The organism is Azospirillum sp. OGB3 (assembly GCF_014192915.1).
GTDB lineage: Bacteria > Pseudomonadota > Alphaproteobacteria > Azospirillales > Azospirillaceae > Azospirillum.
Genome location: NZ_JACHYN010000011.1, coordinates 117,058 through 134,582, shown reverse-complemented (window position 1 = coordinate 134,582; position 17,525 = coordinate 117,058). Strand labels below are relative to the sequence as shown.

Below are 17,525 nucleotides of genomic sequence, written 5' to 3'. Positions count from 1 at the left end.
GCCCCAAGGTACGGGTCGGGTCAAGCTCTATTTTCCATCGCTTTCAGCAATATGACAAAGCCGGGCCTACCCCCTCCGAATGGGCGGGCCTGCGCGGATTGCTTGCAGCGTGTGCACAAATATTGTTCACTTCGCCCTATCCGTTGGCAGTTGCGTGCCGCCCCTGGTGGCATCGGCGTGTTGCGGCCCGGCATCCCACGCAGCCGGACCGCAACCGCTCCGATTGGCACGCAACGTGCTTTATAGCGGACCGTCGGCAGAGCCGTGGACGGTGCCTGCCGGCGTTGGCACCTCGTACACGAGAGACCCATGAAGAAGATCGAAGCCATCATTAAGCCGTTCAAACTCGACGAAGTGAAGGAAGCCCTTCACGAAGTCGGCATCAAGGGCATCACCGTCACCGAGGCCAAGGGCTTCGGCCGTCAGAAGGGGCACACCGAGCTGTACCGCGGCGCGGAGTATGTGGTCGACTTCCTGCCGAAGGTGAAGATCGAGGTGGTGATGGAGGACTCCCTGGTGGAGCGGGCGATCGAGGCGATCCAGCAGGCCGCCCACACCGGCCGCATCGGCGACGGCAAGATCTTCGTCACCCCCGTGGAAGAAGTTGTCCGCATCCGGACCGGCGAGAAGGGAGGCGACGCGATCTGATCGCGTCCCGAGAACCCGACCACCGGCCGACATGAACCAGCCCCGCCCACAACCGACGCAAGGCCGGCCGACGCAGACCGTCGCAACCGCGAGCGGAACAATCCGTGCGCGGAAGCCCCATCGGGCGCGACTTTTTGTGCTGTCACGTTGTGTGCTCGGGAAAGGCATGACATAACGTCCGCCGCGAGCGCCGTCACCCGCCCCTTGGTCGGTTTGACGCAGCGGGACCCAAACCTCTTAAGCGTGGAAAAAGAGATATGTCCGACATCAGCAAGGTCTTCGACCTGATCAAGGAACACGACGTCAAGTACGTGGACCTCCGCTTCACCGACCCGCGCGGCAAGCTGCACCACACTGCTCAGCACGTCTCGACCATCGACGAGGACGTGTTCGAAGACGGCATCATGTTCGACGGCTCCTCGATCGCCGGCTGGAAGGCGATCAACGAGTCGGACATGATCCTCCAGCTCGACCCGACCACCGCCGTCATGGACCCGTTCTCGGCCCAGCCGACGCTGAACATCCTCTGCGACGTGTACGAGCCGTCGACCGGCCAGCCCTACGCCCGCTGCCCGCGCGGCATCGCGAAGGCCGCCGAGAAGTACATGGCGTCGGCCGGCATCGGCGACACCGCCTACTTCGGCCCGGAAGCCGAGTTCTTCGTTTTCGACGACGTCAAGTTCAAGGTCGAGATGAACAAGGTGTCCTACGAGTTCGACTCGGAGGAAGGCCCGTACACCTCGGACAAGGACTATGAGGACGGCAACCTGGGCCACCGCCCGGGCGTCAAGGGCGGCTACTTCCCGGTCGCTCCGGTCGACAGCGGCTCGGACCTGCGCGCCGAGATGCTGAGCGTGCTCGCCGAGATGGGCGTGCCGGTCGAGAAGCACCACCACGAGGTGGCCGCTTCGCAGCATGAGCTGGGCATCAAGTTCGACACGCTGGTCCGCACCGGCGACAACATGCAGTACTACAAGTACGTCGTGCACAACGTCGCCCACGCCTACGGCAAGACCGCGACCTTCATGCCGAAGCCCGTCTTCGGCGACAACGGCTCGGGCATGCACATGCACCAGTCGATCTGGAAGGAAGGCCAGCCGCTGTTCGCCGGCAACCAGTACGCCGACCTGTCGGAGCTGGCGCTGTACTACATCGGCGGCATCATCAAGCACGCCAAGGCGCTGAACGCCTTCACCAACCCGACGACCAACTCCTACAAGCGTCTGGTCCCGGGCTATGAGGCTCCGGTTCTGCTGGCCTACTCGGCCCGCAACCGTTCGGCCTCCTGCCGCATCCCGTACGTTGCCTCTCCGAAGGGCAAGCGCGTCGAGGTCCGCTTCCCGGATCCGTCGGCCAACCCGTACCTGGCCTTCGCCGCCCTGCTGATGGCCGGTCTGGACGGCATCCAGAACAAGATTCATCCGGGCGAGGCGATGGACAAGAACCTGTACGACCTGCCGGCCGAAGAGTTGGCCAAGGTTCCGACGGTTTGCGGCTCGCTGCGCGAGGCCCTGGACAGCCTGAAGGCCGACAGCGCCTTCCTGCAGAAGGGCGACGTGTTCACGAAGGACATGATCGAGTCCTACATCGACCTGCGCACCGAGGAGCTGCTGGCCTTCGAGACCATGCCGCACCCGATCGAGTACAAGATGTACTACTCGGTCTGATCCAACGGACCTCGGTCCGCCGGTTTCCGGTGTCCGCCCTGCCCTCGCGGCGCGGCGGGCACCGCCAGCGGATCGAACCGTGGAACAGAGCACGAAAAAGCCCACCGGCGGCAGCGTCGGTGGGCTTTTTCGTTTCCGGGACTTTGAACAGGCGTCAGGCGGTGCCGCCGAAACGCCGCGCCGCCTCGATGGTCAGGCCGGTGCCGACCGAGCCGAAGATGTTGCCTTCCACCACGCGGGCGTCGGGCAGTTCGGCCAGGATGGCCGCCCGCACCTGCGGCAGCAGCGTGGAGCCGCCGGTCAGGAACACCGCGTCGATCTCCGCCGGCAGCGTGCCGGCCTCGGCCAGACAGGCCCGCACCCGCCCGCCGATGCGGCCGGCCAGGATCGCCGTCGCCTCGTTCAACTCATCCACCGACACCGGGCGCGTCATGCCGCCGCCGCCCCAGTCGAGCAGAAGGCCGGCCTCCGGCCCGTCGGACAGGGCGATCTTGGTGCGCTCCACCGCCATGGCCAGGGCGTGGCCCAGCCGGTGCTCGACCACGCCGATCAGCCGCTCGATGCGGTCCGGAGTCGCGGAATCGCGCTGCAGGCGTTCCAAGTCGGCCATCGCCTTGGCGGTGTAGAGGAAGTTGATCTTCGACCAGGTCGCCAGATCGAAGAACAGATGCTTGGGAGCCAGCAGGCCGGGGCGCTTCATGGCGCTGCCATGGCCGAGCAGCGGCATGGCCGTCGCCAGCGACAGGTCGCGGTCGAAGTCGGTGCCGCCGACGCGGATGCCGTCGTTGGCCAGGATGTCGGCGCTGCGGTCGGCCCGCCCGCGCCGCTCCGGCCCGATGCGGACGATCGAGAAGTCCGACGTGCCGCCGCCGATGTCGGCGATCAGGGCCAGTTCCTCCCGCTCCACCTGTTGCTCGTAGTCAAGCGCGGCGGCGATCGGCTCATACTGAAAGGAGATGCCGCGGAAACCGACGGAGCGGGCGATCTCGCCGAGCACTTCCTCCGCCGCAGCGTCGCCCGCCGGGTCGCCGTCGACGAAATGCACTGGGCGGCCCAGCACCACGTCGGTCAGTTCGCCGCCGAGCGCGGTCTCCGCCCGCTCCTTCACCGCGGCCAGGAACGTGGCGATGACCGCGCGGAAGGTGATGCGGCCCTTGCGGAGCGCGGTGTCGGCGTCGATCAGGTCGGTGCCCAGCATCGACTTGATGGAGCGCATCAAACGCCCCTCGACGCCCGACGCGTAGGCATCGACGGCCGCTTGCCCGACCGTCACGACATCGGCCTCAAAATCGAAGAAGACGGCGCTGGGCAGGGTCGTCCTCGCGCCGTCGAGGGGAAGCAGGCCGTAGCCGCCCTCCCCCGTGCCGGCGCCCGCGGACGCCGTCCGCACGCCGAGCGTCGTGTTGGACGTGCCGAAATCGAGGCCGCAAGCCGTCATGGAAACCCCCGCCGTGATGGAAGGGGCGAGGCTATACAGGGGCCGGGCCTGCCGATCAAGACGCGCGACGGGACAGGCCGTTCGTGTTCGCTACTCCGCCGGAAGGCTGCGGGTCGCCACGATGTGATTCAAGGTGATGGTCATCACCGCCTCGCCATGCTGGTTCAGCGTGGTGTAGGCCAGCCGGACCGTGCCGCGGTCGCCGCGGCGGGACGGGGTGGCCTCCACCACCTCGACCCGGACGCGCAGCGTGTCGCCGGGCCGCACCGGGCGCAGCCAGCGCAGTTCGTCACCGCCGGAGCCGCCCAGGCTGGTGCCGGTGATGGCCCCGGTGTCGCGGAACAGCCGGAAGGTCAGGGACAGGGTGTGGAAGCCGCTGGCGATCAGCCCGCCGAACGGCCCCTCCGCGGCGGCCACCGCGTCCATGTGGAAGGGTTGCGGGTCGAAGCGCTGGGCGAAATCCATGATCTGGCTGTCGGTGACCGTCGCCCCTTCGGTGTCGATCACGTCACCAACGCGGAAGTCTTCGAAATAACGCCCCGCCATGCCCGCTGCCCTCCCGTTCCATTGGCCGTTCCATCGGTCCTCGTATGGACGGCGCTAAATGTAGATGGCGCCATCCATGTAGAGAACCGCTTTCCCGGCGATCCTCACGCGGTCGCCGGCCAGTTCGCAGGACAGGGAACCGCCGCGGGCCGAGACCTGCCGGGCTTTCAGCCGCTCCTTGCCCAGCCGTTGCGCCCAATAGGGGATCAGCGTGCAATGGGCGGAGCCGGTCACCGGGTCTTCCGGAATCCCCTGGGCCGGCGCGAAGTAGCGGGAGACGAAATCCACGCCGCCGCTGCCCGGCGCCGTCACGATGACCGCGTGGGAGCCCTCCAGCCGGGTCAGGGCGCCCATGTCGGGCGCCAGGGCGCGCACCGTCGCCTCGTCGTCATGGACGACCACGAGGTCGCGCGCCTTCAGCAGCGCCGTCGGCGGCGGTCCGCCCAGCGCGCCGAGCAGGCCGGCCGGCGGCCCGGCCAGCGGTTCCGGCGGGCGGCTCGGGAAATCCAGCGTGTAGAGGTCGCCGTTGCGGGTGACGCTGAGGGTTCCGGCTTCCCGAGTGGTGAAGTCGATGCGCGGGCAGCCCCACTCCAGCATCGTCGCGATGACGAAGGCCGAGGCCAGCGTGGCGTGGCCGCACAGGTCCACCTCGACCGTCGGGGTGAACCAGCGGATCGCGTAACCGTCGCCGCGGCGGACGAGGAAGGCGGTTTCCGCCAGATTGTTTTCCGCCGCGATGGCCTGGAGCGTCGCGTCGGGAAGCCAGTCCTCCAGCGGCACGACCGCCGCCGGGTTGCCCGCGAACACCGCGTCCGCGAAGGCATCGACCTGATACAGGGGAAGGCGCACGGTGCCTCCTTAGGGTTTCTCGGTGAACAGGAACGCCTGGGCGTGCCGCTCCATCCCCGCCGCCTCATAGAAGGTGATCGCCTTGGGCGCCGACAGGAGAAGGCAGGTGACGCCCTCCCCCACTGCGGCGCGGGTGCGGCGCATCAGCTCCTTGCCGATGCCGCGCCCCTGACAGGCGCGGTCGACGGCAAGGTCGGACAGGTAGCAGCAGAAGGCGAAATCGGTGACGGACCGGGCGACGCCGATCAGGTCGCCGTCCGCGTTGCGGGCGGTGACGATCAGTCCGGCGTTGCGCAGCATCGCCTCCACCCGCGGGCGGTCCGCCACGGGCCGGCGTTCGGCCAGCCCGGAGCGGTGGAGCACGTCGATGAAGGCGTCGGCGGTCAGATCAGGCTCGACGGCGTAGAGGATCGCATCGGCGCTCATCGCATCAACCCCGCCAGAAGGGCTTGCTGACCTCGCTGTCCACATCGGCGCGGGACACGCCGATGTCCTTCAGCAGATGGTCGTCCAGCCGCATCAGCGCCTGCCGCTGCCGCCACCGCTCGTAGCCGTTCAGACCAGCCTCGATCACGAGCCAGACGGGGCGGATGCCGACGGAAAGGGCGCGCGCGATGACCTTGAAGACGGTCGTGAACGAGGACGATCCGGACGAGCGGGTCGCTTCTGTGGTGCGCATGATGTGCCTCCTTCGTCAAAACATTCAGCCCCGAACAATCGAGACAATGGGGATTATGTCGACACAATCGCGCCGGTCAATGTCGTTATTGTCACCATTACATTTCCGATATCGGATGTATCCTGATGGCAACACCCATCGGTTACACAGTCCTTTGGACGAGTCCGGCCTTCATGGACCTCACCATCCGGGCATGAAAAAGGCCGGCCGCGAAAAGCGGCCGGCCCGGCAGAGCGCCTCAACCGGCGCCGGATGCGGTTCCGTTACTCGCGGTTGCCCATGAGCTGGAGGAGCATCTGGAAGAGGTTGATGAAGTTGAGGTAGAGGGAAAGGGCGCCCATGACGGCGAGCTTGGTGTTGCCCTCGTGGCCGTAACCCTCGGCGTACTCTTCCTTGATGCGCTGGGTGTCGTAGGCGGTCAGGCCGGTGAAGATGACCACGCCAATGACCGAGACGGCAAACTGCAGCGCGCTGGAGCCGACGAAGATGTTGACCAGGCTGGCGATGACGATGCCGATCAGGCCCATCATCAGGAACGAGCCCATCTTCGACAGGTCGGCCTTGGTGGTGTAGCCCCACAGGCTCATCGCTGCGAACATCGCCGCGGTGATGAAGAACACCCGCGCCACGCTGGCCCCGGTGAAGACCAGGAAGATCGACGCCATCGACACGCCCATCACCGCGCAGAAGGCCCAGAACAGCCCCTGCAGCGCGCTGGCCGACATCGCGTGGAAGCGGAAGGACAGCACCATGATGAAGGCCAGCGGCGCCAGCATCACCACCCACTTCAGCGGGGTCGTGAAGATCGGCACGTACAGCGCCGGCGTGCTCGCCACCAACAGCGCCACCAGCCCCGTCACGCCAAGGCCGAGCATCATGAAGTTGTAGACCCGCAGCATGTGCTTGCGCAGGCCCTCGTCGAACGCCGCACGGTCCACGCCAGCGGCGCCGGCGCCCCAACGACTCTGGTTGGGATACTGGTCGAACATTGCGAAAACTCCCTTGTTCAAGCCTTTGACCGGCGGGCCTTTGACCGGCAAGCCTCGGACCGGCGGCGGGCGCATGGCAGCGGATCGGCCGCGGAAAAGCGGCGGCGGGACGGTAAGGCTGCGCTGTCCATCGAAAAACCCTCCAGATGCGGTCACGCCCGTCGGCGCAAAAGCGGATGAAGAGATCCGACATTGCAGCCCCCGGCCTCGTAACCGGCGACTCGGCTGCCAGAGGGGCCCGGACCCTGATTGCCCTAATAGTTGGCCGTGTGGCCGGCGCCTTTCAAGAGACCCGCGCCTCACAGGTTCCACACAAACGGGAGCTTGGAACACGCGTGGCTGTTCCCATATGGCGGCTTGGGAGCGGTCGGCCCGGCACGCCGGGACGCCGCTTCACCCGTCAACAACCATGCAGAGCCGGATCAACAAGATGGAGAGTGCCGCGTTGAGCGACCAGCACCACAGACGCCTCGAACGGCGGGTGGATCGCATCCAGGAGAAGCTTCCCGACTCCATGGCGCGGGTGCTGGCTTGGCTCCGCGAGCCGCGGGCGACCTGGGTGCGCGTCCCCGCCGGATTGCTTCTGATTCTCGGTGGGCTGTTCAGCTTCCTGCCCGTGCTGGGCATCTGGATGCTGCCCCTCGGCCTCGTGCTGCTCGCCTACGACGTTCCGTTCCTTCGCCCGCCGATCAACCGCGCGCTGGTGCGCGGCGAACGGCGCTGGAAGGAGTGGAAGCGGCGGCGCCGCGCCGCTTCCTCGTCCTCCTGACCGTCGTCCTCGTGACCGTCCCGTTCCGTCAGGAGTAGGAACCGGTGCGGGCCGGCGTGCGCTCCAACGGCCCTTCACCAGGGCTGTAGCGTTCCGACCGCGGAGCGGACAGGCGTTCGTGATCCTCGTCGGCCACCATCGCCTTCAGCGGGCAATGGCCGCTCATGCCGCGGGCCACCAGGGCGGCGCCGGCCAACCCCATGATGGCGCCCCGCACGTCGGCGCCGCGGCGCACGCCGCCCGCCGCCATGACAAGGCCGAGGCCGGTGGACACGGCGCGTTCCAGCGGCCCGAGATTCCGCGCGCCCCCAAAGAAGCGGTCGTAGGTGTGTCGGATGGCGTTTTCGGCGCTCATGCCTGAATTCTCCCGGCTGTGCCCGGCGCGAAAGGGATGACGAAGCGGCGCCGGGCGGTCCTGACTGCAACGCCCGCCCGCCCGTCCGGGTTCCCGAGCGCGCAGCGCAACCGGACCCGCACAATCGCGACAATGCGGTGACACTTGCCGACGGATCGGTACAATGTCATCATTGTCCCCATGACACAGTGGGTTCCTGATCTGGAGGGGCGGCAAGGCCCCCGTTACCGCGCCATCGCCGACGCCCTGTCCGACGACATCGCCAACGGACGGCTGGCCCCCGGCACGCGGCTTCCCACCCACCGCGACCTCGCCTACCGCCTCGGCGTCACCGTCGGCACCATCACCCGCGCCTACACGGAGGCGGAGAAGCGCGGGCTGATCGGCGGCGAGGTCGGGCGCGGCACCTTCGTGCAGGGGCAGCGCCACATGCCCCCCTCCGACCCCTTCAGCTGGACTCCCCGGCCCGAACCTTCCGTCGTCAACATGACCGTCGTGACACCGGAGCACCCGATGTCGGTTCCGATGATGGGCGCCACCCTGGCCGCCATCGGCGCGTCACCGAACCTGGGGGCGCTGCTGGAATACGCGCCGCACGCCGGCCTGCCCGCGCACCGCGCCGCCGGGGCGCAGTGGCTGACGCGGCAGCACCGGGTGGCCACCTCCGCCGACACGGTCCTGCTGACCACGGGCGCGCAGAACGCCATGGCCGTGGCGCTGGCCGCGGTGGCTCGCCCCGGCGACGTCGTCCTGACCGAGCGTCTGACCAACTACGGCATCAAGACCCTGAGCGCGGTCGAGGGCTACCACCTGGAAGGCATCGCCATCGACGAGCATGGCGTGGTCCCGGACAGTTTCGACAGCGCCTGCCGCCGTCTGGCGCCCAAGGCGCTGTATCTGGTGCCGACCATGCACAATCCCACCGCCTCCGTCATGCCGCAGGCCCGGCGGGTGGAGATCGCAGCCATCGCCCGCCGCTACGGGGTGGTGCTGGTCGAAGACGACGTGTTCGGCTTCCTGGTCCATGACGCCAAGCCCATCCAGGCCATCGCCCCGGACGTCACCGTCTACGTGAACAGCCTGTCCAAGAGCGTGTCCGCAGGGTTGCGCGTCGGCTACGTCGTCGCTCCGCCTGCCCTGGTGCCGCGGGTGGAGGCGGTCATCCGTGCCCTGCAATACTCCTCCCCGCCCCTGCCGCCGGAGGTCGCGACGCGCTGGATCACCGACGGCAGCGCCGACCGCATCGCCGAGGCCCAGCGCGGGGAGGCCATGGCGCGCCAGCAGATCGCCCGCTCCATCCTGCCCGCCAGCGCCGTCTGCGGGCACGCGTCGGCGCAGCATCTCTGGCTGGTCCTGCCCGAGCCCTGGCGGCGCGACGACTTCATCGCGGAGGCGCTGCGCCGCGGTGTGAAGGTGACGGGCGGCGACGTGTTCGCCGTGGGCCGGGCCAGCGCCCCGCACGCCGTGCGGCTGGGCCTGTGCCACCCGCACAGCCGGGACGAGCTGGCGCGCGGCCTGGGCACGCTGGCGGATCTGCTGGAAAATCCGCAGACGGCGATGCTGTCGATCGTGTGAGGAGGCGGAAAGGCCGCGCCCTTACGGGAACGGCCGGACCGTGTGCAGGTGGTTCAGCGGGCCGTGACCGTGGCCGAAACCGGGGGCGGAGCGGATGGCCTCGTCCACATAGGCGCGGGCGCGGGCCACCGAATCGCGCACGCCCAGCCCCTGGGCGATGCCGGCGGCGATGGCCGAGGCCAGGGTGCAGCCGGTGCCGTGGGTGTGCGGGGTGTGGATGCGCCGCCCCTCGAACACCTCCTCGCCGTCCTCGGTGAGCAGCAGATCGCACAGCCGCTCGTCCTCCAGATGGCCGCCCTTCAGCAGGACGGACTTCGGCCCGAAGGTGCGGATCATCTCGGCGGCGCGGCGCATGTCGTCCAGGTTGCGCACCGGGATGTTGGTCAGCGCCTCGGCCTCCGGCAGGTTGGGGGTTACCAGTTCGGCGTGGGGAAGCAGGCGCTTGCGCAGGGTCTGCACGGCGTCCGGCTCCAGCAGGAAATGGCCGCTCTTCGAGACCATCACCGGGTCGACGACCAGCGGAACGTTGATGGCCCGCGCCTCATACTCGCCGGCCACCGCCTCGATGACCGCGGCGTTGGCGAGCATGCCGATCTTGATGCTGTCGGCCCCGAGGTCCTCCAGCACCACCCTCATCTGCAGGGCGACGAAGGCCGGGTCCACGGGCAGCACGCCATAGACCCCGGTCGTGTTCTGCGCGGTCAGCGCCGCGATGGCGGTCATGGCGAAGGCGTTCAGCGCGCTGACCGCCTTGATGTCCGCCTGGATGCCGGCACCGCCGCCGGAATCGGACCCGGCGACGATGAGAACACGGCCGTTGATCGGGTGGGCCTGCATCGGGATTGCTTCCGTCTGGTCGTCTGGTTGGAGGGGTGGCCTTAGGAGGCGGTCTCCAGCCGGGCGGCGTCCGTGATGGCGCCGGCAATGTCGGCCACCACCGCGTGCACCAGCCCTTCGTCGTCGCCTTCCGCCATGACGCGGATCACCGGCTCGGTCCCCGACTTGCGGATCAGGATGCGACCCGACCCGTTCAGCCGCGCCTCGCCGTCGCGGATCGCCGCCTGGACGGAGGCGATGTCCAGAGGCTTCGAGCCGGCGGCAAAGCGGACATTGGTCAGCTTCTGCGGCACCGGGGCGAAGACCTGGCAGACCTCGCTGGCCGCCCGGCCGCCGGACTGGATCAGCACCGCCAGGACCTGGAGTGCGGCGATCAGCCCGTCGCCGGTCGTGGAGTAGTCGGACAGCACGACGTGCCCCGACTGCTCCCCACCGACGTTGTAGCCGTGCTCGCGCATATGTTCCACCACATAGCGGTCGCCGACCGGCGTGCGGACCAGCGCGATGCCCAGCCCCTGGAGATGCCGCTCCATGCCCAGGTTGGACATGACCGTGGCGACCACGCCGCCGCCCTTGAGCGTCTGCGCCTGCGCCCAGGATGAGGCGATCAGCGCCATGACCTGATCACCGTCGACGACGCGCCCGGCCTCGTCGACCATGATCAGGCGATCGGCGTCGCCGTCCAGCGCGATGCCCAGATGGGCGCCGTGGGCCACCACCTGCTCCTGCAGGGTCCGGGTGGCGGTGGCGCCGCAGTCCTTGTTGATGTTCAGGCCATCCGGATTGACCCCGACCGGGATCACGTCGGCCCCCAGCTCGTACAGCACCTTCGGGGCGACACGGTAGGCGGCGCCGTTGGCGCAGTCCACGACGATCTTCAGCCCGTCCAGACGCAGGCCGCGCGGGAAGGTGTTCTTCACATACTCGATGTAGCGGCCCGTCGAATCCTCCAGGCGGGAGGCGCGGCCAAGGTCGGCGGAACCGGCGAGGTCCGGCGCGAAGGGCTGGCCCATGCGCGTCTCGATGGCGATCTCCACCGCGTCCGACAGCTTGTAGCCGTCTGGCCCGAACAGCTTGATGCCGTTGTCCTGGTACGGGTTGTGCGAGGCGGAGATCATCACGCCGAGGTCGGCGCGCAGCGAGCGCGTCAGCATGGCGACGGCGGGTGTCGGCAGCGGGCCGAGCAGCACCACGTCCATGCCCATGGAGATGAAGCCCGCGGTCAGCGCGGGCTCCAGCAGATAGCCGGACAGGCGGGTGTCCTTGCCGATCACCACGCGGTGCCGGTGGTCGCCCCGGCGGAACTGCAAAGCGGACGCCATCGCGACGCGCAAAGCGGTTTCCGCCGTCATCGGGTCGATGTTGGCGGTGCCGCGGATGCCGTCGGTGCCGAACAGGTGTCGCGTCATGGAAACCCTCAGGAATAGGCCAGTCACTGTACCGCATTCGCGGATGTGTGAAAATGTCATCGCTTGGCACGGGGGGCGGGGTCAAGCACCCTTCCGCGCAGACGCCAAAGGGTTACATGAGCGATGCGGTCAAGGCACCCGTGCGGGATGCAGCCCCTCCCAGACGGCGCGCGCCTGGACCGTTTGGGGCACGTCATGGACACGCAGGATCTGCGCGCCCTGGCTCAGCGTTTCCAGTCCCCCGGCCAGCGATCCGGCCAGCCGTTCCTTCGGCGGCTCGCTCCGCGACAGCTTGCCGATCAGGGTCTTGCGCGACAGCCCGATCAGCAGGGCGCAGCCCAGCCCGTGATACAGGGCGGTGTGGCGCAGGATGTCCAGATTGTGCTCCACCGTCTTGCCGAAGCCGATGCCAGGATCGACGGCGATGCGCTCCAGCGGCACCCCGGCGGCGGCGCAGGCGTCCACCCGCTCCTCCAGCCAGTCGAAGACGTCGAGCGCCGCGTCCTCATAGGTCGGGTTCTGCTGCATCGTGCCGGGCTCGCCCCGCATGTGCATGACCACCACGGGCGCCGCCTTTTCCGCCACCAGCGGCAGCGCGCCGGGATCGCGCAGCCCGGCCACGTCGTTGATCAGCGCCGCTCCGGCGTCGAGCGCCGCGCGCATCACCCACGCGTGCCGCGTGTCCACCGACACCACCGCACCCTTGGCCGCGAAGTGGCGGACCACCGGCAGGACGCGGGCCTCCTCCTCCTCCGGCGACACGGGGGCGGAGCCGGGTCGGGTGGACTCGCCACCGACGTCCAGCAGGTCGGCGCCGGCTTCCAGCATCGCCTCGCCATGGGCGATGGCGGTCCCGGCGTCGAAGAAGTCGCCGCCGTCGGAAAAGCTGTCAGGCGTCACGTTGACGATGGCCATGATGCGCGGGCGCCCGAGGTCCAGCCCGCCGAACGGCGCCCGCCCACGGGTCAGCGCGCCCAGCCGCTTGTCCAGGCTCTGCGCCACGGCGGTGCCGCGCTCCCACCCCCAGGCCATGATTTCGGTCAGCGGCGCGAAGGCCCGTTCGATCCGCGCCCCCTGCCGGATGATCAGTTCGGCGGTGGCGAAGGAAAAGCGCCCGCCGGCCAGCGGCACCGCCGCCCCGGCGCTCCAGGCGGCGATGGGCAACAGCCCGACCGGCCTCAGATAGACGCGGACGCCGCCCTCCCCCGCCCAGGGCGCGAAGGAGGCGAGCGAGCCGGCGGCGGATTTCGGGGCGGGCTTGGCGATCGGGGTCTTTGCGATCGGAGGCATGGCGACGGTTCGTGCAGCGGAACGGAAGACCGCAGCCTGTCACGCCGGGAAGCCCCGGCGCAAGAGACTGCACCGGATCGATGCAAGGTGATCACCGTTTGGCATCATTTCCCTCGTCCCGCCCCGGGAGAGGGTGGCGCCGAAGGCGCCTCTCGCGCTGGCTGACAGCCAGCGCTGACGGCGACAGGCGGATGCCCATGGCATCCGCTGAGAGCCAGGTGAGGGTCGGTCGAGGATCAAGGAGCTGATCCTTGCAGGCACCCTCACCCTCCCACGCTTGCGCGTAAGCCCCTCCCTCTCCCGGGACGGGAGAGGGGAAAGGGACAGGCACCCGTCGATGGGCTTCAGGCGCTCTTGGGCAGAGGGGCCAGGGCGGCCAGCATCTGCTTCTTGCGCTCCCCGTAGATGCTGCCGAGTTCCTCGGCGCGCTTGTCGTCGAGCGCCTTCTTGGCCTCCTCGAACAGCTCCTCCTCCTCCTCGTCGAGGTGGTGGCGGGTGACCTCGCCCAACACCTGGAGCTTGGCCTTCCAGGCGGTGCTGTCGGCGGGCATGGCGTTCAGCTCGTCGAGGAAGCCGTTGATGATGTGGTGCTCGTTCAGGCCCTCGGTGGTCTCCTGCTTGGTGTTCTTCGCCTTGGACAGCGACTGGTAGAAGACGGCCTCCTCGATCTTGCCGTGGGCCCACAGCTCGCGCTGCAGGTCCTCGTAGGCGGCGCGCCCGTCGCCGTTCGCTTTCTCGGCCGCGTCGAGCAGGCGGCGGATGGTGTCGTGGTCCTGCTTGATCCGGTCGAAGATGCTGGTCATCGGTCCTGTCCCGTTGTTGCGGTGTCTCGACGGGACTCAACCCTGGCCCCGATCCGGTGTTCCCGGTGCCAAACGGGGTCAGCCATGCCGAACCATCCAGTGGAGACTGAACAGGCGGTTCTCATCGGTCCAGCTCCGCTCCGTGCGCCAACCGGCGCGGGCGGCGAGGCGGCGGAAGCCGGGAACCGAATATTTGTAGGAATTCTCGGTGTGGATCGTCTCGCCGCGGGCGAAGCGGATGGGCTGGCCGGCGATATGGACGGTCTGGTCGTCCAGGCTGCGCAGATGCATCTCGATCCGCCCGCGCGCGGTGTCGTAGCGGGCCACATGGGCGAAGCGGTCCAGGTCGAAGGAGCCGTCCAGCTCGCGGTTGATGCGGGCCAGCAGGTTCATGTTGAAGGCGGCCGTCACCCCGCGCGCGTCGTCGTAGGCGGCCTCCAGCACCGCCGGGTCCTTGCGCAGGTCCACCCCGATCAGCAGCCGCGCTCCGGACCCGAGCCGCCGGCCGAGCGTGTCCAGGAAGGTCATCGCCTCGGCGGGCCGGAAATTGCCGATGGTGCTGCCGGGGAAGAAGGCCATCGTCCGCTCCGGCGCGACGCCCCGCGGCAGCGCGAAGCCCCGCACGTAATCGGCGGCCACCGGCACCACCGTCACCGCCGGGTAGTCACCGGCCAGCCGGGCGGCGGCGGCGATCAGATGGTCGCGGCTGATGTCCACCGGCACATACATGGCCGGCGCGTCCAGCGCGTCGAGCAGGATGCGCACCTTGACGCTCGACCCGCTGCCCAGCTCCACCAGGGTGGCGCCGCGCCCGGCCAGACCGGCGATCTCCTCGGCGCGGTCGTGCAGCAGGGCGGTCTCGGTCCGCGTCGGGTAATATTCGTCGAGCGTGCAGATGGCGTCGAACAGGGCCGAGCCCTCGGCGTCGTAGAAGTACTTGCAGGGCAGGCTCTTGTCCGGGCGGGACAGGCCGTCCAGCACGTCGGCCAGGAACACGTCGTCCGGGGCCTGCGCCGGATGGGCGCGGGCGGCGGAAATTGCGGTCATCAGGCGTCCTCCGCGAGGCGCACGCCGCTGAACATCCAGCGTTGGTGCGGATAGAAGAAATTCCGGTAGGTGGCGCGGGCATGGCCGTCCGGCGTGGCGCAGCATCCGCCGCGCAGCACATACTGGTTGGCCATGAATTTGCCGTTGTATTCGCCGACGGCCCCGGCGGCGGGGCGGAAGCCCGGGTAGCCGCTGTAGGCGCTGGCCGTCCATTCCCAGACGTCACCGAACATCTGGACGAGCCCCTCGCCCGCCGGAGCGGCGACCGGGCGCAGCAGCCCACTGCCCAGCGTGTTGCCGGTGGCGGGACTTCCGCTGTCCAGCGCTTTGCCGACGGCGGTTTCCCATTCGGCCTCGGTCGGCAGGCGCTTGCCGGCCCAGCGGGCGAAGGCGTCGGCCTCGTAGAAGCCGACGTGGCAGACCGGCGCGTCGTCGTCCAGCGGATGCTCGCCGAGCAGGGTGAACTCCCGCCAGCCGCCATCCTCGCCGCGCCGCCAGTAGGCCGGCGCCTCCCACCCCTCGGCGTTGACCGTCGCCCAGCCGTCGGACAGCCAGAGCGCCGGGTTGCGGTAGCCGCCATCCTCGATGAAGGCCCGCCACTCCGCGTTGGTCACCAGGCGGGAGAACAGGCGGAAGGGACGCAGCAGCACCTCGTGCCGCGGCCCTTCGTTGTCGAAGGCGAACCCGTCTCCGTCATGGCCGACCGCGACGATCCCGCCGTCCACCGCGATCCAGCGCCCTTCATGGGCGGGGCCGCGCAAAGCCGGGCGGTAGGGCCGGTAGGCCGGTGCGATCGGGTTGCAGGAGAACAGGTGCAACAGGTCCATCAGGATCAGTTCCTGATGCTGCTCCTCGTGGGCGAGGCCGAGCGTGACCAGCGGGGCCAGCCGCTCGGCGTCGGGCCGCTCCAGCAGGGTCAGCATGGCGGCGTCGACATGGTCGCGGTAGGCCGCCACCTCGGCCACGCCGGGACGCGTCACCAGACCGCGCCGGGGCCGTGGATGGCGCGCGCCGACGGCCTCGTAATAGGAATTGAAGAGATAGCCGAAGGCCGGATCGAAAGGCCGGTAGCCCGGCAAATTCGGGATCAGCAGAAAGGTTTCGAAGAACCACGTTGTGTGGGCCAGATGCCATTTGACCGGGCTGGTGTCCGGCATGGACTGCACCACCTGATCCTCCGGCGACAGCCCGACGGCCAGTTCCGCCGAGGTGGCGCGCACCCGGCGGAATCGATCGGCGAGTCCGCCGGCTTTGGCGGCTGTTTTGAGCATGGGCGCTGTGTCCTCCCCGCCTTACAGGTCCCGGTAAAGCTGTGCCGCTTCGCTGGGCCGCCAACCCTCCTTTCGGAGTGGCCCGGACGCACCGTCCGGCGGCAACGCTCCGCCCGACCGCCTGTTCACAGCGGATGACGCACGGTTTCCGACGATCGAACGATGGAGGAACGGCATTCATGCAACCGCGTCTCAAACCCATTGACGAGCAGGTGATCGTCATCACCGGCGCGTCGAGCGGCATCGGGCTGGTCACCGCCCGCATGGCCGCCCGGCAGGGCGCGAAGGTCGTCCTGGCCGCCCGCGACCGCGACGCGCTCGCCCAGGTGGCGGAGGAGATCCGCGCGGACGGCGGGGACGCGATCCACTGCGTCGCCGACGTGGCCGACCCCGACGCCCTGCGGCGGGTGGCCGACGCGGCGGTCCGCAGCTACGGCCGGATCGACACCTGGGTGAACAACGCCGGCGTGGCGATCATCGGCAAGCTCCTCGACACCGCCCCGGTCGACCATCGCCGCCTGTTCGAGACGAACTACTGGGGCGTGGTCAACGGCTCGCTGGCCGCCGTCCCGCATCTGCGGCGCGAGGGCGGAGCGCTGATCAACATCGGCAGCGTGCTGTCCGACCGCGCCATCCCGCTCCAGGGCGCCTATGTCGCCACCAAGCACGCCGTGAAGGGCTTCACGGATGCGCTGCGCATGGAACTGGAGGCGGATGGCGCGCCCATCTCGGTCAGCCTGATCAAGCCGGCGGCCGTCGACAGCCTGTACGAGGAGCACGCCCTGAACCTGATGGATGCGGAGCCGAACAACCCGCCCCCGGTCTACGCGCCGGAGGTGGTGGCGAAGGCCATCCTGCATTGCGCCCGCCGCCCGATGCGCGACCTCTACGTCGGCGGCGGCGCCAAGCTGTTCGCCCTGGCGGAGACCTTCGCGCCGCGGCTCACCGACCGGATCATGGAGCGGACGCTGCCGCGCGTCATCCGTTCCGGGGGACCGCTCCGCCCGCGCAAGGATGCCCTGCACAGTCACGGCGACGACGGGCGAGAACGCGCCGGCCGGCATCGCTTCGTGCGTGAAACCAGCCTCTACACCGAGGCGCGGATGCATCCCTGGATCACCGCCGCCGTGGTCGCCGGCTTCGGCGTTCTGGCGGGGGCGGCGATGGCGCGCGGCTGGGTCCGGGACGACCACGGCGCCTCCGGGCTGAACCGCCACCGCCGGTCGATGCAACGGCATCGCGACCGGATGGACGAGGGCGACCGGATGGACGAGGAGAGGCGCACCATCGGCCACAACGCCAAGCCGGCCTGGCAGGCCGCGGAAGAAGGCATGGTGACCTTTCCCCGCTGAC

General features: G+C 69.0%; 18 protein-coding genes. 5 read left to right on the top strand and 13 right to left on the bottom strand.

Features of this window, described 5'->3' with window-relative positions; genetic code table 11:
- Positions 1-309: 309 nt before the first annotated feature.
- Positions 310-648 carry a P-II family nitrogen regulator gene (locus tag FHW79_RS21005; RefSeq protein WP_014240107.1) on the top strand — a complete coding sequence of 113 codons (339 nt, stop codon included), beginning with the start codon at positions 310-312 and terminating at the stop codon, positions 646-648.
- A gap of 257 nt (positions 649-905) precedes the next feature.
- Complete coding sequence (gene glnA / locus FHW79_RS21000) at positions 906-2,315, top strand: type I glutamate--ammonia ligase (RefSeq protein WP_014240105.1); 1,410 nt, start codon at positions 906-908, stop codon at positions 2,313-2,315.
- Between the two features lie 154 nt (positions 2,316-2,469).
- On the opposite strand, the gene FHW79_RS20995 is transcribed toward glnA, so the two are convergent.
- The 6 genes from FHW79_RS20995 to FHW79_RS20970 all read right to left on the bottom strand — a co-directional run bounded on the left by FHW79_RS20995 (position 2,470) and on the right by FHW79_RS20970 (position 6,816).
- On the bottom strand, positions 2,470-3,753 hold the full coding sequence (locus tag FHW79_RS20995; RefSeq protein WP_183180738.1) for an Hsp70 family protein: 1,284 nt from the start codon (positions 3,751-3,753) through the stop codon (positions 2,470-2,472).
- A 90-nt stretch (positions 3,754-3,843) separates the two neighbouring features.
- Entirely contained in the window at positions 3,844-4,299 is a 456-nt protein-coding gene (locus FHW79_RS20990) for a MaoC family dehydratase (RefSeq protein WP_183180737.1), read from the bottom strand.
- Between the two features lie 54 nt (positions 4,300-4,353).
- The gene (locus FHW79_RS20985; protein WP_183180736.1) at positions 4,354-5,148 is read right to left on the bottom strand and encodes a PhzF family phenazine biosynthesis protein; all 795 of its coding nucleotides are present in this window, start codon (positions 5,146-5,148) and stop codon (positions 4,354-4,356) included.
- 9 nt (positions 5,149-5,157) lie between these two features.
- Entirely contained in the window at positions 5,158-5,574 is a 417-nt protein-coding gene (locus FHW79_RS20980) for a GNAT family N-acetyltransferase (protein WP_183180735.1), read from the bottom strand.
- 4 nt (positions 5,575-5,578) lie between these two features.
- Entirely contained in the window at positions 5,579-5,827 is a 249-nt protein-coding gene (locus FHW79_RS20975; protein WP_183180734.1) for a DUF1127 domain-containing protein, read from the bottom strand.
- A 263-nt stretch (positions 5,828-6,090) separates the two neighbouring features.
- Positions 6,091-6,816, bottom strand: coding sequence for a Bax inhibitor-1/YccA family protein (locus FHW79_RS20970; RefSeq protein ID WP_183180733.1), 726 nt, complete (start codon positions 6,814-6,816; stop codon positions 6,091-6,093).
- 430 nt (positions 6,817-7,246) lie between these two features.
- On the opposite strand from FHW79_RS20970, the gene FHW79_RS20965 reads away from it, so the two are divergent.
- Entirely contained in the window at positions 7,247-7,585 is a 339-nt protein-coding gene (locus tag FHW79_RS20965; protein WP_051140188.1) for a hypothetical protein, read from the top strand.
- 28 nt (positions 7,586-7,613) lie between these two features.
- Here the strand turns inward: FHW79_RS20965 and FHW79_RS20960 are convergent, their stop codons facing one another.
- A complete protein-coding gene (locus FHW79_RS20960) occupies positions 7,614-7,940 on the bottom strand; it encodes a DUF2892 domain-containing protein (protein WP_183180732.1) in 327 nt (108 codons plus the stop codon).
- A gap of 180 nt (positions 7,941-8,120) precedes the next feature.
- On the opposite strand from FHW79_RS20960, the gene FHW79_RS20955 reads away from it, so the two are divergent.
- Positions 8,121-9,515 carry a PLP-dependent aminotransferase family protein gene (locus tag FHW79_RS20955; protein ID WP_183180731.1) on the top strand — a complete coding sequence of 465 codons (1,395 nt, stop codon included), beginning with the start codon at positions 8,121-8,123 and terminating at the stop codon, positions 9,513-9,515.
- Between the two features lie 21 nt (positions 9,516-9,536).
- Here FHW79_RS20955 and thiD read toward each other — a convergent pair whose 3' ends face one another.
- The 6 genes from thiD to egtB all read right to left on the bottom strand — a co-directional run bounded on the left by thiD (position 9,537) and on the right by egtB (position 16,172).
- Positions 9,537-10,352 carry a bifunctional hydroxymethylpyrimidine kinase/phosphomethylpyrimidine kinase gene (thiD, locus tag FHW79_RS20950; RefSeq protein WP_183180730.1) on the bottom strand — a complete coding sequence of 272 codons (816 nt, stop codon included), beginning with the start codon at positions 10,350-10,352 and terminating at the stop codon, positions 9,537-9,539.
- Positions 10,353-10,393: 41 nt separating this feature from the next.
- Positions 10,394-11,761: a phosphoglucosamine mutase gene (gene glmM / locus FHW79_RS20945; RefSeq protein WP_183180729.1), complete on the bottom strand. Its 1,368-nt coding sequence runs from the start codon at positions 11,759-11,761 to the stop codon at positions 10,394-10,396.
- A gap of 129 nt (positions 11,762-11,890) precedes the next feature.
- Positions 11,891-13,051: a dihydropteroate synthase gene (gene folP / locus FHW79_RS20940; protein WP_183180728.1), complete on the bottom strand. Its 1,161-nt coding sequence runs from the start codon at positions 13,049-13,051 to the stop codon at positions 11,891-11,893.
- A gap of 344 nt (positions 13,052-13,395) precedes the next feature.
- A complete protein-coding gene (locus tag FHW79_RS20935) occupies positions 13,396-13,854 on the bottom strand; it encodes a hemerythrin domain-containing protein (RefSeq protein WP_183180727.1) in 459 nt (152 codons plus the stop codon).
- 78 nt (positions 13,855-13,932) lie between these two features.
- Complete coding sequence (gene egtD / locus FHW79_RS20930; RefSeq protein ID WP_183180726.1) at positions 13,933-14,901, bottom strand: L-histidine N(alpha)-methyltransferase; 969 nt, start codon at positions 14,899-14,901, stop codon at positions 13,933-13,935.
- Positions 14,901-16,172, bottom strand: a complete 1,272-nt coding sequence (gene egtB, locus FHW79_RS20925) for an ergothioneine biosynthesis protein EgtB (RefSeq protein WP_183180725.1) — start codon at positions 16,170-16,172, stop codon at positions 14,901-14,903. The genes egtD and egtB overlap by 1 nt, the downstream gene beginning before the upstream one ends.
- 179 nt (positions 16,173-16,351) lie before the next feature.
- On the opposite strand from egtB, the gene FHW79_RS20920 reads away from it, so the two are divergent.
- Complete coding sequence (locus FHW79_RS20920; RefSeq protein ID WP_183180724.1) at positions 16,352-17,524, top strand: SDR family oxidoreductase; 1,173 nt, start codon at positions 16,352-16,354, stop codon at positions 17,522-17,524.
- The last annotated feature ends 1 nt before the right edge of the window (position 17,525 follow it).

Coding starts and splice junctions, on each gene's coding strand:
- FHW79_RS21005 (WP_014240107.1), top strand. CDS start 310: ATGAAGAAGATCGAAGCCATCATTAAGCCGTTCAAACTCGACGAAGTG.
- glnA (WP_014240105.1), top strand. CDS start 906: ATGTCCGACATCAGCAAGGTCTTCGACCTGATCAAGGAACACGACGTC.
- FHW79_RS20995 (WP_183180738.1), bottom strand. CDS start 3,753: ATGACGGCTTGCGGCCTCGATTTCGGCACGTCCAACACGACGCTCGGC.
- FHW79_RS20990 (WP_183180737.1), bottom strand. CDS start 4,299: ATGGCGGGGCGTTATTTCGAAGACTTCCGCGTTGGTGACGTGATCGAC.
- FHW79_RS20980 (WP_183180735.1), bottom strand. CDS start 5,574: ATGAGCGCCGATGCGATCCTCTACGCCGTCGAGCCTGATCTGACCGCC.
- FHW79_RS20975 (WP_183180734.1), bottom strand. CDS start 5,827: ATGCGCACCACAGAAGCGACCCGCTCGTCCGGATCGTCCTCGTTCACG.
- FHW79_RS20970 (WP_183180733.1), bottom strand. CDS start 6,816: ATGTTCGACCAGTATCCCAACCAGAGTCGTTGGGGCGCCGGCGCCGCT.
- FHW79_RS20965 (WP_051140188.1), top strand. CDS start 7,247: ATGGAGAGTGCCGCGTTGAGCGACCAGCACCACAGACGCCTCGAACGG.
- FHW79_RS20960 (WP_183180732.1), bottom strand. CDS start 7,940: ATGAGCGCCGAAAACGCCATCCGACACACCTACGACCGCTTCTTTGGG.
- FHW79_RS20955 (WP_183180731.1), top strand. CDS start 8,121: ATGACACAGTGGGTTCCTGATCTGGAGGGGCGGCAAGGCCCCCGTTAC.
- thiD (WP_183180730.1), bottom strand. CDS start 10,352: ATGCAGGCCCACCCGATCAACGGCCGTGTTCTCATCGTCGCCGGGTCC.
- glmM (WP_183180729.1), bottom strand. CDS start 11,761: ATGACGCGACACCTGTTCGGCACCGACGGCATCCGCGGCACCGCCAAC.
- folP (WP_183180728.1), bottom strand. CDS start 13,051: ATGCCTCCGATCGCAAAGACCCCGATCGCCAAGCCCGCCCCGAAATCC.
- FHW79_RS20935 (WP_183180727.1), bottom strand. CDS start 13,854: ATGACCAGCATCTTCGACCGGATCAAGCAGGACCACGACACCATCCGC.
- egtD (WP_183180726.1), bottom strand. CDS start 14,901: ATGACCGCAATTTCCGCCGCCCGCGCCCATCCGGCGCAGGCCCCGGAC.
- egtB (WP_183180725.1), bottom strand. CDS start 16,172: ATGCTCAAAACAGCCGCCAAAGCCGGCGGACTCGCCGATCGATTCCGC.
- FHW79_RS20920 (WP_183180724.1), top strand. CDS start 16,352: ATGCAACCGCGTCTCAAACCCATTGACGAGCAGGTGATCGTCATCACC.